Origin of the sequence: Aquisalinus luteolus (assembly GCF_009712425.2) — a bacterium.
Lineage (GTDB): Bacteria > Pseudomonadota > Alphaproteobacteria > Caulobacterales > Parvularculaceae > Aquisalinus > Aquisalinus luteolus.
In genome coordinates this window covers 16,066-30,787 of the sequence record NZ_VCJR02000006.1, presented here as the reverse complement: position 1 = coordinate 30,787, position 14,722 = coordinate 16,066, and the positions used below count along the sequence as shown (strand labels likewise).

Below are 14,722 nucleotides of genomic sequence, written 5' to 3'. Positions count from 1 at the left end.
GCGCAAGCGGCGGGGATAAGTCCACGCACCGACTTCACCGGGTCATTGACCATATGAAGAAAACCGTTTGCAATGATTGTTGCCGGACGCTATATCGACGCTTCGTCGGAGTGTAGCTCAGCCTGGTAGAGCACTGTCTTCGGGAGGCAGGGGTCGTGAGTTCGAATCTCGCCACTCCGACCATCTCCTCAAAAAGGAGTTTAGGATTATGGGGATTCCTCAAAAACTGGTCGATGGATACCGCACGTTCCGTCAGGAACAGTATGCTCCGCTAGCAGAAAAATACTTGCGTTTTGCCGAGGGCCAGAACCCCGACACGCTGATCATCGCCTGCGCCGACAGCCGCGTTGACCCTTCCGTCATCTTCGCTGCCGGACCCGGTGAGCTGTTCGTATTGCGCAATGTCGCAGCCCTGGTGCCGCCCTATATGCCCGACCAGGGCCTGCACGGCGTATCCGCCGGGCTGGAATTTGCCGTTACCGCCCTGAATGTTTCCCATATCATTGTCATGGGACACGGTCTTTGCGGCGGGGTGAATGCGTGCCTGCATGCGCCGAGCGGAAATGTGACCGGCGACTTCATTCCGTCCTGGGTCGAGCTTGCAGCCCCTGCCCGCGAAGCGGTTGAGCGCGAACTGCCCAACGGGTCTGATGAAGCGCGCCAGCGCCTCGGCGAATACCGGACAATCGAAGTGTCGCTGAAGAACCTGATGACATTCCCGATCGTGCGTGATCGCGTGGAAGCCTCGAAACTGTCCCTGCACGGACTATGGTACTCGGTCTATGAGGGCAGCCTGAAGCTGCGCGATCCGGAAACCGGGAAGTTCGAACAGATCAGCGACTGAACGGAGTAAATCATGTCCGACAAGTTCATCCGTATCACCGACGATTTCTATGCCGCGCCGCAGCTTGATGCTGACGACGTGAAACGGGCCGCAGAACAGGGATTTGACCTGATCATCAACAACCGCCCCGACGGTGAGGAAGCGGGTCAGCCTGCCGCAGCCGAAATCGCCGCCGCCGCCAGCGAGGCCGGAATCGACTATCGGGAAATCCCCATCGGGCGGGCAGGTATTTCCCATGCCGACCTGAATGCCTTCGATGACGCCACGGACGGCCATCAGAAGGTCCTCGGCTTCTGCCGGACAGGCACGCGCTCGACCACGCTGCGCGCCTTCGCCCTTGCCCATCGCGGTGGCAATGCCGACGAGATCATCGCCGACGCGGCGAAGGGCGGCTATGACCTTTCCGGTCACAGGCAGACGCTGGAACAGCTATCGACCCACCGTCATTGATAATGGCCTGAAGGTGGTACCAAAAAAAAGCCGCACGATTGTGCGGCTTTTTTTGTATGGGGTAGATTGAAAAGCGAAAGCCACAACCCGATCCTAGCGACTTTCCAGCTGGTCGAGGCTGACCAATGTCTCGCCGTCAGAACCAACGATACGGAAATCAGAAACACTTCCCCGCCAGAAACGGCTCTGGAAACCTTTCCCGAGAACCACAAGACCGTCGAGGTCGATAGGCTCTGCCAACTGAAGGCTTCGCACAACAGAACCGTTACGATAAACTGTAATGCCTGTTCCGGCGGCGACGTCGATCTGGATGTCCTGACTGGTGGTAGCGCCGTCTACATAAATGCGCTCCTCGCTCATGCCAAACCGCAACGAGTAACTGTCATCGAGCTGGTAAACGGCGATATCACCGATGACTGCTGGCATTTGCGGTGTCGTAGTGGAGAAATCAGTCGTCCCGCGGGACGCGCTGGCCAGGGTCATGAAAACGGAGAAGTCGTTTGGCATGTCAGCCATTTCGTAGCGCATCAAGGATTGGCCATCAAAGCTGACACCTGCCACATCCTCGTTGACACCTGCCATGTCGTCGCCCTGAACAATCTCAGTCTCCGGCTCTGCACTGACTGGCTCAGAAGGAGCATCGTTGCCGCCATTTCCACAAGCCGCCAGAGCCAGAGATGCGGACACGATAATTCCCATATGCAGGGTCGATTTAATCATACTGTCTTTCCACTCAGATCCGAATTCATGTCTGGCAAGCAGCCTTACCCGCCTGCGAGAGGTCCCATACCAAAACAGGTCGTCAGATAGGGCATTTTCCATGGGCGATCAATGGCAATAGGCTTGCCTTTCCAAAAGGTTAGCCTGCCCGGCACTGTTTGCGCCTTGCCAGCGGCTAGCCTTCAGAAGAGGATTACCCCTCACCGATGGCTGGTAACTGGTATGCATTGACCCGGCTGCAATAGACGACCTTCTGGTGCAGGTAATCGCGCACAAACGTGATAATCTGCGCATACGCCTTGCCCTGATCGAGATCGGATGCGTCCAGACTGACCAGATGCTCGGCGCTTTCCCGCCTGAAATAGGTACAGAAAGGCGTGAACCCGGAAACCTCGACCAGACCCAGTTTTCTGTTGAGCGAAGGATCGACGACGTTTCTCTGGCGATCGGACAGGGCGATACAGATGTCCCGCTCGCGGCTGGCGAATGGCTGATGGGTCAACGCGTTCGGGTCATTTCCCTTCACCGTGAACCGGCTGATGAAGATGCCACCATCTGCTGCCTCGGCCATCGCTTCGTTGTAAGCTTCAAGCCAGCCCTGGGTGAGGAAGACTGTCTCATTGACAAGCACAATGTCTGCCTCGGCCCGACGGCGGGAAAATGCATCGCTGATATAGGCACCGGCTTGAACCGGCTTGCCCGAGCCATCTTCTTCCAGAACGACAAACTCCACCTTGTCGCTCGTCATGTCCTGCAGCTCTTCGCTTACGGCGGGATCGGCATGAACCAGCACACGCAGATCTGTTTCGTCGCGGACGCTGGCAAGCAGTTCTGTGATACGCTGCCGCAAGGCGTCGCCATCTTTGAAGTCCGGACAGATGAGCGCCATGTCGACCGGTCGCAGTTCTTTCACCGCAGCCACATCCTGTGAAGCCGCATCGCGGTCCGCCGATTGTTTCAGCAATTCGAAGCTGTCGACATAATTCTCCAGCTTCGTGATCTGATTGTCGGCGCGGTCGAAATAGTAGTTACTGAGAAGCACCGGCACATAAAGAGGCGGCGACACGCGCGCATAACGCAGGATCATTTCCCAGTCGACCAGACGGCGCATGGTCTCATTGAAGCCCCCATGCTTCTCGAACATGGACCTGCGGTGTACGTAGCAGTTCAGGTCGATGAAATTGCGGTTCTCCATCAGCGGCAGGTGGAATTCACCAGTCCTGATCGCGATCAGCTCCTCGTGCTTTTCGTCTTCGAAACCATAGACCTGGACGATACGCTGCCCGCAATAGGCAGCCGGCGCCTTGTCGACGCTGTTCAGCAGCTCACCGGCCATGACGCTGAGAAATTCCGGATACCAGATATTGTCACTGTCGAGATAGGCGATCATCTCACCTTCGGCCTGTTTCAGCCCGGCATTGCGCGCAGCCGAAACGCCGACATTTCGCGGCATGACGATGAGCTTGATACGCTCGTCACCGGTTTCATCCATTAGCGCCTGTACGGTCTTTACCGTACTGTCGCTGCTGCCGTCATCGACGACCAGCAACTCCCAGTTCTCATAAGTCTGCCCACGGACGGACTCTATCGCCGAGACGATCGTCTCCTCGCGATTGAAGGCCGGCATGATGACGCTGACTTTTGCATCCTGCGCCTGCCCTTCATGCTTGGCGATGAGCCTGTCCTGAACCATTTTCATATAACGGCCGACAGGCAACTCTTCCAGGTCGTGCTTGGCGAGCCAGAAGTGGCGTTTATAGAACAGGCTTTCCAGCGCATCCTTTGGCGGCATGAGTGTGGCACCGCCCTGAATCTCACCGTCAATGACATCACGCTCGAAGAGCATTTCAGTCTCGCCGGCAATACGCATCTGAATGCGATACTTCTGCCCGCTGGAAAATTTCTTCGGCAAGCGGATATTGAAAGCGGCGCAACCATCGCCGATACTGTTTTTCAACAGGTCCTGACGGAAGATATCTGCAATGCCGCGGCCAATGACTTCGCCGTTATGCAGCAGCTCGACCATGACCTTTTCTTCCGGGTCGTTCTTGTTCCATACCCAGCCGGCGCAACAATACTGACGCAACCCGTCAATCCGCCCTTTGTACTCGGGCGCCGGACGCGGCAGCCGCTTCACGATCCGGGCATCCGCTTCCAGGCTGCGGTTGACATAGAAATCATATGTGCGCGGCTTGCCGTCACGGAACGGCAGCGGCAATTTGTGACTGAAGAACTGTTCCGCCTGCTCGTTACCAGCTTTCTTGCACGTGACCTGCGCAATGATCTTCTCGGCACTGACAATAGAGATGACACAGGAATACGGCACTGGACGGGACAGGTGCACGACACCGGAAATCTGGGCCTCATCGTCAATACGCGCGGTACAGGCGACCAGATCGCCATCGCGCATTTCGGGCAAGGCTTCTGTAGACAGCTCAAGGTCGATGAGATCGATGCGTCCTGTCCGATCTTCACGACCGTCCGCGAGAGCCTGTTCGGCTAGCTTGGTGTAAAGGGCAAGCTTGGCAGGCGCGCGCTGTTCGATCTTGCCGAGCCAGGCAGAGATGAACCCGCTCTGAAGGCGTGATGTGGTGATATTTGGATGCTCACCACCGATGCGGCTCGCAAAAACCAGCGAGTTGCGCAGGTAGTAATAGAAATAGTATTTCGCCGGCAGGCCACCTTCTTCAGAGCGCTTGTGATGGGCCAGCAAGACGTTCGGCAGGACCATGCATGGCTCACCCTTGCGGCTTGCCTCGATCAGCCAGTGGGTTTCCTCGAAATACAGGAAATAGTCTTCCGGGATATACCCGATCTTGTCGAGGACAGGCTTGCGCAGGAACACCGATGCCCCTGTCACGAAATCGACGGTATAGGGCTCTTTAGGCAATACGCTGACCTGTTCACCGGCATACATCTGGCCCGTGGACATGCCGTCCTCGAAACTGATATATCCCCCGGCCGAGGCCACCCTTTTCTTGTCATCCCCGCGGCAAATGATGCCGCCGAACAGGGAGATATTCTTATGCTCCTCGGCAGCCTGGACATGCTGTTCCAACGCCTCGGGGGTAACCTCCATATCAGGGTTCAGGATCCAGATGAACTCATAGGGCAGTCCCCGGATCAGGCGCATGGCTGCGTTGTTGCCTGCGGCATAGCCCAGATTTGATGGCAACCGCAGAACATGAACGGAGGGGAAGCTGGCCGCCACATCGAATTCCGACAGGCTGGGCGAATAATTGTCGACGACATAGATATCGAAATCCTGCGTCGTGGAGTCATTCAGTGTGCCGATCAAACGCTGGACATCATCCACATGCTCGTAGTTCAGGATGATGACGGCGGTGCGCGCTGGCTTTTTCGGCGGGAACTTCTGACCCATCAGGATGCAGTCGCGGTCGCCATCGTCAAACGGTATCTTGACCAGCGAGAAGCAATGACTTTGCGCGATTGCTTTCGTCAGTGCTGTGCCCATCTTCTTCCAGGTCAATGGCTCGACCGTGGAGAACGCCTTTTTCTGCATTTCCTCGGCCTTGGCAGGCGTCGTAGCAGCGGCTTTCATCATTGCCTTTGTCAGGCCCTCAGGGTCTTCCGGCTTGAACGAGAAACCGCTTTTCCCCTCCTTGAGCAGGTCAGGGATCATGCCCATGACCGGCGCGATTACAGGGCGCGAGAACGACATAGCGCACAGCAGGGAGCCTGATGTCAGGATCTTCTTGTAGGGCATCACGACGAAATCGCAGGCATTATAATACCATTGCATGGTCTCGTTTGAGACATGGCCCTCGATGACCTGGACGTTCTTGTAGCCCTGATACTTTCTTTTCAGCGTACCTGCCGAATAGGGGAAGACCGGCGAGCCGACGATGAGCAGGTGCGCGTTCGGTTCCTTCTTCTGTACGGCAGCGAAGTCCCGGACAAGCCTTTCAATCCCCTTGTAAGGCCGCAGCTGACCAAGGAACAGGAACACCTTGGCATTCTCATCAAGTCCCAGCCTGCGGCGGGACGCTTCGCGGCTGACATAATTGGGGTAGTGCGACACATAATTCGGATGCGGCTGAATGACGAGCTTGTCTTCGCTCAGGTCATAATATTCAGACAGCTCTTCCAGCAGGGTCGCCGAATGCACATGTATTTTCGAGGCAAGATCGGCAACGTTCTGCCCGAGCTTGCGCTCGGTATCATAGAATTTGGCGTCATGAGAAACTGTATTATGTACCGTCCACAGAACAATACCGCCCAGATGGATAAAATAGGCAAGCTTGTCACAAAAGGCCCGGCGCATAGATTCGGCCTGGGCCGGGGTCTTTGCGCCCGCCAACAATGGATTGAGCCAGTGCAAGTGCATGACGACCCGGTTCGGTGCGTCAGGTCGCTCAAGCTCGCTTATAGCATCATCGATAGTGCCAGGCTGTGACGCAGCAGTTGGCATACTGCGGTACATCAATGTCTGATATGGATTTGTGATCGAATAATCCGGAAAGAAAAAGAGCTTGGTATCCACAACGGGAGCGTCGATTTCCTCCGCAACTTCATCGCCTTCGTCTTCGTCTGTCTGAAGGCGCCGCAGTGCCGCAGGAAGTGCGACTTCGCTGAATCCATACTCCGGTGTGCCAGCCAAGCTGCAAACCAGTGAGGAGTCGGACCCGCCAAGCAGATGGGTCAGCGAGGCCTCGAAACCGCATTTCACGGAAACACCCTCGGCTATGGGCACCGTCTTGTCGACTGGCACCATGACTGACTTTCCGTTGGCGGAAAGTCTCACCATCTCGCCATCGGCTTCGGTCAGCAGCCAGCCCTGGACATCAAGGCCTGATATGCTTGAATGGGATGTAAAGATCGCTGGCGACTGGGTCCGTCCCGCCAGCTTTTTCGGCTTCAGTTCGTGATACTTGAACGGCAGTATACTGACGACCGGCTCTTCTTTCAGCACAGTTGCCAGGGACTGGCTGATATCGGCATCGAACCAGTATGTATCGATGGCCGCAAAGGTTATGACGCTTTCCTCGGGAAGATTGACCATCAGGTCGATGCGCCACCCCTCCTGCTCCACGCCACATAGGAAAACGCCCCACACTTCCTGCCAATTGCCGGATGCGGCGTTGATATTGACTGCGCTCTCGGCAATGCCCGTGCGACGGCCGATACTGGTCTTGGTCCGGGACAGGCTTGACCGTAGCGTGCATTTTTCCGCCGGACCGTCGCCAGTGACACGGACAAGCATCCGCACAGCCAGCAGTGACTGGGTCGAGACACGATCGATATCGCAGCACAGGCGCACCCAGCCATCTGTGACAGGTGTCTTGATTTCCAGACATTCGACGTCGTCGACCTCAGTCATGCGCGCCGTCACGCCTTCGCCACCTGCCGGGACATCGGCATTCTTCCACTCAACAGAAAGAACGTCGTTCAGGCCAAGATGGCATGTTCCTGGCTCGATCTTTACAGGACCTCCTGGAAAACATTTATGCGCGTCCATCGCCGAACTGGTCTTGGCCAAGTTACTGTTTTCTGATTGTGAGACAGCTTCAACAGGATTGGGCGAAGCTATACCCCCTACCGTGTCGTCTGCCGCAGGGGCATCGACGGCGCCATAGGGCTCACCGCTATCATCCAATGGTGAGCGGGCAAAGGTATCTTCGTCTGACCCCTCGTCACTTTCGGTGGATGCTACAGCGTCACTAGAGGAAGCGCCCCGGTCCTCCAAGGTTTCCACCTCGGATTTGTCACCGGTTCTCTCAACAATCCCATCCGGCATAAGCCCTCTCTCCGTACTCAGTTCAGACTACTAAACTACCAGCGCAATAGTGCTGATACGTTTCGTTGCAGAGGGAAGCAGAGCGGCGCTGTCATGACAGACTTCAAATTACAGCCATATGTTAGCAAGCCCCTCCACTAGCGTGGCCTGGCTGCTGCAAGTCTGCCCGTAATGCTCCCCCGGCATAAAATGCTGGTACCCTGAAATAACCTGCCTGACCGGCTGCTGGCAAGAGCAGATGCTGACCTAAGTCATTCTTTCTCTAGGGATATGATAAATTTGCTCAGTTTCCGGGCAATTACCTCGAGCTGCTGACGAGAGAAGCTCATCAGCTGCGGATCGTCCGGGTTGCCGAATTTCTGTATCGCCTCATCGATCGATGGAACGACATATGCCTCTTCGGGTGGCAATAGTGCGTTTACCGGGGCAACAGCCTGCTTCATCCGCTCGATGAAAGGGGCCAGCTCTTCACGGTAAATGGCCGGATATTCCGATTTGATATCCGGCAGCTGGTTGCATAGCGGATCGCTGATCAGGCTCGAGGACCGTTTACCGAGGTGGCGGTTGAACTCAAGCTGCAGCATCAACTCACCATTGGTGACCGACCGGTTGACCGTCTTGCGCTCCGGCTTTTCCAGGAAATTCTGTTCCAGACCCAGCCAATCCTCCAGAACATTCAGGAGGCGCTTCTTGTTATTATTATAATTTGAAATCCTGGTTTCTACACCGAGCTCATTCAGCATCTTGATGAAGCGCAACACTTCGCCCGGGACGCGATAGACCTGCAGGAAGTCGGCCAGCTCCTTGGTATTGCCGGAACGCTTTACCGTCTGTTGATAGAGCGAGACAGCATGGTCGAGAGGATTGCGGGTAAAGCACAGAACCTTCAGCTCATAGCCTTCCTCGATAATCTTCTTCAGCCGTTCCGGGCTTTCGGGACGAAGCATGTAGCCGAAGGTCATTTCATTCGAAAACAGCAGTGGCAGGTCGCCCGGATTGTTTTTGTCTGCCTGCCGTATGAACTCGATCAGCGGACTCTTGTCGACGTGAATATTGCCGGACGTGATCCGGCCCGCCTTTGCCGCCGCAAAACTGTTCGTCAGGTCCGGATACAAGATATGCCCCTGGGCAAGCCTGTCTGCGGAAAGTGCCAGGGCGGATTGCAGGAAACTACTGCCAGTCTTTCCGTGCCCTACATGCAAATAGACCGTTCGGCGATTGTGGGAATTCATCGATAACCTACTTCAACTTGGAACGTAGCGGGCAAGATGGACAAACAGGCGTCCCGTTCCGGATCACGGTCAGGGTACGGTGCGAATTCGATGCCATGGCGACGGTCTCTGCGTTCCCCGCCGGCACTCTTCATGATCATTTATCTGCCTTGCTTTTCCTCGTGCGGATCTGCCTGGCCATATCTGCCAGCCTGGCCGCATCCTCGGCGCTCAGTTCTCTTTTCCTTTCAATGGCGTCCGCAACTTTTATCAACGTATCGGCGTCCTTGTCAGCAAATATCGCGTATTTGCTGAATTCAACCAGAAACGACTCCCAGAACTGCAGGAATTCACTGAATTCCAGCGTCCGGATTTCGTCACCCTCCCGCACAGACCTGCCGGGTTTCGGAAACGGGTTCTCCGTCATCCCGAGGAAATACGCGGCGAAGCGACGGTTGGATGCATCAAAGGCGTCATGGATTGCCGTGGCGGCGTCGAAATCCAGCGAGCCACGCTGGGCCAGTTCAGTGGAGAAGGCCGCATTCATGATCCGCAGGCGCATATTGTTATTGCTGATACCCTGCAGTTTGCGCGGATTTACCATGTTGTTGATCCGGCCGATCTCCAGCCCGGCCTGCCCGAGACTGGTGTTCTGCTCCCCCACCGCGGCATCGAAATCAGCCACCTTCAGCGCCGGATCGATAATGGCAAGGAAGTCGGCGCAGATATCGCCATCCACGAAATGCTCCCGGCCATAGATCTTCGGACGCAGGGCGTCCTTGCCGAACGCCTCGGCCCAGAGCGAGAAGGATGTCTCGTAATTGTAGCGATGCTCTTCCGGCGTACATTGCCTGGTGAAGTCGGCAAAGGTCTTGACGTGGCCGGACTTGATCGAGGTCGAATAAAGGCTTTTGACGACGGCGGACTGTTCGCGAAAATAACACACGATCTCGATCTGCGAGAACAGGGGCGCGAGAATTTCCCTGACCTTTTCGACGCTTTCCGGACGCTCAAGACGCGAATGCAGGTGCTCGCTGCTGATCACCATGGTGTTGGCGCCCTGCTGGAGCTTGCGCACTTCCCTTGCAAAGTCTTCCTCGAATGTGGCAAAAAGCGCCCTCTTCTGCTCGGGCGTCCTGATGTTGCGCACCCGGAAGAAGTCGTCATAGGCGTTTTCGGGCATGCAATAGGCCGGAAGCCGCCGGTTGTTCGGGCTGCCGAGAACCGAACTCAGCGCTATGCCCTTGTCGGCCAGGGCCTTTCTGTTGGCATAGAGAAAATGCTGAATGGTGGTCGTTGCGGTCTTTTCCGTACCGATATGCAAAATCAACCGCATGATGTGACCTTTCATCGAGCAGGCGACAAGCCTTTATGCCTGCTATGCCTCGTCGTCCTCGACCAGGCCGGTCAGATACTCGCCATACTTGTTCTTGGCGAATTTCTCGGCACGGACTTCCATCTGTTTGCGGTCGATCCAGCCGAGATTGTAGGCAATCTCATCCGGGCTGCCGGTCTGCAGGCCCTGACGCGTCTCCAGCGTGCGCACGAAATTGCCGGCATCGAGAAGGCTTTCATGGGTGCCGGTATCAAGCCAGGCATAGCCACGCCCCATCCGCTTCACCGTCAGATTGCCTTCGGTCAGATAGGTCTCCAGCAGCGTGGTGATTTCCAGTTCCCCCCGGGGCGACGGCTTGACGTTGCGGGCCCGCTCCGGCGCGGTCTGGTCGAGGAAATAGAGCCCGGTAACGGCATAGTTCGACGGCGGCACTTCAGGCTTTTCGATGATCGTGCGGGCCTTGCCCTCCTCATCGAAATCGACAACGCCATACCGCTCCGGATCGGAGACATGGTAGCCGAAAACGGTCCCGCCGCTTTTCTGGCTGTCGGCTTCCTCCAGCAGCTCAGGCAGGCCATGGCCGAAGAAGATGTTGTCCCCCAGAACCATCGCAGAGGGAGCGCCATCGAGGAAATCCTCTGCCAGCAGATAGGCTTGCGCCAGCCCGTCCGGGCTCGGCTGGGTGATATAGGTCAGGCTGATGCCCCACTGGCTGCCGTCGCCGAGGGTCCGCTTGAACTGGTCCTGGTCGACCGGCGTGGTGATGATCGCGATCTCGCGGATACCCGACAGCATGAGGACCGACAGGGGGTAATAGATCATCGGCTTGTCGTAGATGGGCAGCAGCTGTTTTGAAACGCCGATCGTGATGGGATAGAGCCGCGTGCCCGATCCCCCGGCCAGGATAATGCCCTTACGCTGTGTCATTCTTGATATTCCCCTCTTTATTCAGTTCAACGCATACTTCCTGTACCGGCATCCTGCAATACCGCGTTCGGATGATGGTCAGGATGGCGTTACCTCAAGCTCTTTCAGGACGCGTGCCAGTCCGGCTTTCCAGTCAGGCGTCGCGATACCGAAGGCTTTTTCCAGCGCCGAACCGTCGAGCCGCGAATTCAGCGGCCGGCGCGCCGGTGTCGGATAATCCGATGTAGGAATGCCCGATACGGCAACCTGCCGGCCTGCCTGCGCGAAGATCTCCTCGGCGAAGCCCTTCCAGCTCGTATCCGGTTGCCCGGCAAAGTGATAAAGCCCGGCCTTGTCGGGTGCGGCAGCGAGCTGGGTGCCGATTTCCAGCAGGGCCGCGGCGATATCGCCTGCCGGGGTTGGCCCGCCGATCTGGTCATCGACTATATTCAGCGCATCGCGGCTCTCCGACAGGCGCAGCATCGTCTTGACGAAATTGTTGCCGTGGGAAGAGAACACCCAGGATGTACGCAGGATCGCACTGGCACCGCCAGCCGCCAACACAAGCTCCTCGCCTTCCCGCTTGGTCTGGCCGTAGACACCGAGTGGTCCGGTTTCATCGCCCACTTGCCAGCGATCCGATCCGCTGCCGTCAAACACATAGTCGGTCGAGACATGGACGAATGGGATCTGACCCTGCGCGCAGGCATTCGCGATGGCCCCGGGCGTCGTGCCATTGACCAGCCGGGCGGTGTCCACGTCATCTTCTGCCTTGTCCACCGCCGTATAGGCAGCGGCATTGATGACCAGATCGGGCGAAATGTCGGTGATGAGAGCGGCGCATTTTTCCGGGTCCGTCAGGTCCGCATCAGCGCGCCCCAGATATCGCGCATCAGGCGCGCGGCGCTGCAATTCCATGGCGACCTGGCCAGTCTTGCCGAATACCAGAATGTTCATGCAGCTATCCTCTTTCTGCCCTACTCGGCTGGTTTACAGATCGATCTTGTAACCGAACCGGTCGAAATCCTGTCTGTAGAGCTTGTAAATCTTCTCGCGCACAGCCTTTGCCGGCCGCACGGCCTTTGACGTGAGCCCATCCTTTTCCAGCCTGTCGGACAGGACGTTGCGCGGCTCTATTTCACCCGGCAGCTGATAGTCTTCCCCGGCCAGCTTCTGCAGCCAGTCGACGAGGGGCCCGAGCCCCTGCTCCAGCTTGAAGGTGCGCGCGCCCCTGGGCACGATCTCCGTCATCGGCCGGACGTGATTGTCATAGATATATGGATCGGCCTGACGGGCCTCCGCCAGCGTATCGATCCACGCGGCAAAACTGGTCGCCTCCGGTATCGTCTTTTCAACGTCCCGCTGGAAGCGATAAACAGAAACCAGCCGCTTGACCGGATGGCGGACGGTGGCAAAGCGCGCATCGATGAATTTCGGCGGGAACAAGCGCCCCATGCTCATCGCATCCACATGCTGGGGCGAGGACTTCGTCCATTTCGTTGCAGGCGGATGGGATAGAAACTTCGTGTCGCAGAAGGCAATGGGGCCAAAATTCTGTCTCAGATAATGCTCGACGGCACTGCCGGCGCATTTTGGCACATGGGCATAATAGACGAGCTTCGATCCGATCCTGACGAGAGGCATTTCAGGCCTTGCCGAGCCGCTGGCCGACGCCGTCACGGTTTTGCAGCGCCTTCCACCAGTCTTCATTGTCGAGATACCACTGAACGGTCTTTTCAAGCCCCTGCTCGACGGTCACGGAAGGCCGCCAGCCCAGTTCGGTGCGTATTCTGGTGGGGTCGATGGCATAGCGCGCATCGTGCCCCGGCCTGTCGGTGACATAGGTTATCAGCTCGGCATAGGGTTTATCGGCGGGGCGCTTCTCATCGAGAATGCTGCAGATCATCTGCACCAGATCGATGTTGCGCAGTTCGTTCTCGCCGCCGATATTATAACTTTCGCCGACCTTGCCATTCGTCAGAACGGTCAGCAGCGCGTCGGCATGATCCTCGACATAGAGCCAGTCGCGCACATTCTCGCCCTTGCCATAGATCGGGATCGGCTTGCCCGCGAGGGCGTTGAGGATGACCACCGGGATCAGCTTTTCGGGGAAATGATAGGGACCGTAATTATTCGAACAATTGGTCAGGACGACAGGCAGGCCATAGGTTTCATGCCACGCCCGGACCAGATGATCGGACGCCGCCTTGGACGCAGAATAGGGACTGCGCGGGTCATAGGCCGTCGTTTCCGTGAACTGGCCCTCTTCGCCCAGGCTGCCGAAGACCTCGTCGGTGGAGATATGGTGGAAGCGGAAGCCCTCGGGCCTGTCCTTTGCGATCCAGTAGGCGCGCGCCGCCTCCAGCAGGTGGAACGTGCCCATGACATTGGTTTCTATGAAGGTGCCGGGGCCATCGATCGACCGGTCGACATGGCTTTCTGCAGCCAGGTGCATGACAGCGTCCGGGGCATGCTTTTCAAAGACCTTGTCGAGCGCCGCGCGGTCGCGAATGTCGACCTGCTCGAAACTGTAACTGTCGCTGTCGCTGACGGACGCTACATTCTCAAGGCAGGCAGCATAGGTCAGCACGTCGACATTGACGACCTCATGCCCCCTGGCGACAGCATGCCGGATAACGCTGGAGCCAATAAAGCCGGCCCCTCCGGTGACGATCAGTTTCATGGACTTACCCCCTGTAGGAAAACGGGCTGACAAAGCCCTTCAATGTCGCGGCCACGGCATCCTTTTGCGACAGCACGGGATCGGCACCGGCATCAGGCCACTCAATGGCAATGTCGGCGTCGTTCCACAGCAGATCGCCTTCGGTCTCCGGCGCGTAATAGTCTGAGCATTTGTAGACGATCTCGGTATCCGGCTGCAGGGTCATGAAACCATGGGCAAAGCCCGCCGGAACCAGCAACTGGCGGCCATTTTCGAAACTCAGCTCGGCCCCGAACCACTGGCCATAGGTTGGCGAGCCGGTCCTGATATCCACGGCCACATCGAAAAGCGCGCCGCGGCCGCAGCGCACCAGCTTGTCCTGGGCACGCGGCGGCGCCTGAAAATGCAGCCCGCGCACCGTCCCGACAGCCTGGGACAGGGAATGATTATCCTGAACGAATTCGACATCGATGCCGGCCTCGGCAAGGGCCTTGCGGCTGTAGCTTTCGCTGAAGAACCCGCGATGGTCGCCATGACGCTTCGGCGTGATGACCTTGACCCCTTCAAGCGGCGTATCCTCTATCAACACAACAATCCTCCAGCCTGAACTGCGGGACCGATGGCGACCGTGTCGGCCGCCTCCCCACGCATACAATTATCCGGCCCCGGGTGCACAGATTGCACCGGTATGCATGACTTGCACAGGATTGCCATTAATGCTCTCCCTCCGAACCCGAATGATCTGATTAAACCAGCAAGGGACAGATTATCAAGGCGAAACTTTTTGCGCCGCAAAAAAGGGCTTCGCAATTGTATTGATTGAAGAATCTCTTGA

General features: G+C 57.2%; 11 protein-coding genes and 1 tRNA gene. 3 read left to right on the top strand and 9 right to left on the bottom strand.

Annotated features, from left to right (window positions below; all coding sequences use genetic code 11):
- Nucleotides 1-106: 106 nt before the first annotated feature.
- From FF098_RS16615 to FF098_RS16605, 3 genes are all read left to right on the top strand, one after another.
- A tRNA-Pro gene (locus FF098_RS16615) sits at nt 107-183 on the top strand.
- A 25-nt stretch (nt 184-208) separates the two neighbouring features.
- Nucleotides 209-844 (top strand): carbonic anhydrase, encoded by a 636-nt coding sequence (locus FF098_RS16610; protein WP_155142686.1) that lies wholly within the window; start codon nt 209-211, stop codon nt 842-844.
- A 12-nt stretch (nt 845-856) separates the two neighbouring features.
- Entirely contained in the window at nt 857-1,294 is a 438-nt protein-coding gene (locus tag FF098_RS16605) for a protein tyrosine phosphatase family protein (protein ID WP_155142684.1), read from the top strand.
- 93 nt (nt 1,295-1,387) lie between these two features.
- Here the strand turns inward: FF098_RS16605 and FF098_RS16600 are convergent, their stop codons facing one another.
- The 9 genes from FF098_RS16600 to rfbC all read right to left on the bottom strand — a co-directional run bounded on the left by FF098_RS16600 (nt 1,388) and on the right by rfbC (nt 14,476).
- Nucleotides 1,388-2,014 (bottom strand): LamG domain-containing protein, encoded by a 627-nt coding sequence (locus FF098_RS16600; protein ID WP_155142682.1) that lies wholly within the window; start codon nt 2,012-2,014, stop codon nt 1,388-1,390.
- Between the two features lie 193 nt (nt 2,015-2,207).
- A complete protein-coding gene (locus FF098_RS16595; protein WP_205967551.1) occupies nt 2,208-7,514 on the bottom strand; it encodes a glycosyltransferase in 5,307 nt (1,768 codons plus the stop codon).
- A 509-nt stretch (nt 7,515-8,023) separates the two neighbouring features.
- On the bottom strand, nt 8,024-9,004 hold the full coding sequence (locus tag FF098_RS16590) for a sulfotransferase family protein (protein ID WP_155142678.1): 981 nt from the start codon (nt 9,002-9,004) through the stop codon (nt 8,024-8,026).
- A gap of 136 nt (nt 9,005-9,140) precedes the next feature.
- Nucleotides 9,141-10,319 (bottom strand): hypothetical protein, encoded by a 1,179-nt coding sequence (locus tag FF098_RS16585; protein ID WP_155142676.1) that lies wholly within the window; start codon nt 10,317-10,319, stop codon nt 9,141-9,143.
- A gap of 42 nt (nt 10,320-10,361) precedes the next feature.
- Nucleotides 10,362-11,246, bottom strand: a complete 885-nt coding sequence (gene rfbA / locus FF098_RS16580; protein ID WP_155142674.1) for a glucose-1-phosphate thymidylyltransferase RfbA — start codon at nt 11,244-11,246, stop codon at nt 10,362-10,364.
- A 78-nt stretch (nt 11,247-11,324) separates the two neighbouring features.
- Nucleotides 11,325-12,182, bottom strand: a complete 858-nt coding sequence (rfbD, locus tag FF098_RS16575) for a dTDP-4-dehydrorhamnose reductase (RefSeq protein WP_155142671.1) — start codon at nt 12,180-12,182, stop codon at nt 11,325-11,327.
- A gap of 33 nt (nt 12,183-12,215) precedes the next feature.
- Entirely contained in the window at nt 12,216-12,869 is a 654-nt protein-coding gene (locus FF098_RS16570) for a sulfotransferase family 2 domain-containing protein (protein WP_166426605.1), read from the bottom strand.
- Between the two features lies 1 nt (nt 12,870).
- Nucleotides 12,871-13,908, bottom strand: coding sequence for a dTDP-glucose 4,6-dehydratase (gene rfbB / locus FF098_RS16565; RefSeq protein WP_155142667.1), 1,038 nt, complete (start codon nt 13,906-13,908; stop codon nt 12,871-12,873).
- Nucleotides 13,909-13,912: 4 nt separating this feature from the next.
- Nucleotides 13,913-14,476: a dTDP-4-dehydrorhamnose 3,5-epimerase gene (rfbC, locus tag FF098_RS16560; protein ID WP_188544160.1), complete on the bottom strand. Its 564-nt coding sequence runs from the start codon at nt 14,474-14,476 to the stop codon at nt 13,913-13,915.
- Nucleotides 14,477-14,722 lie beyond the last annotated feature (246 nt).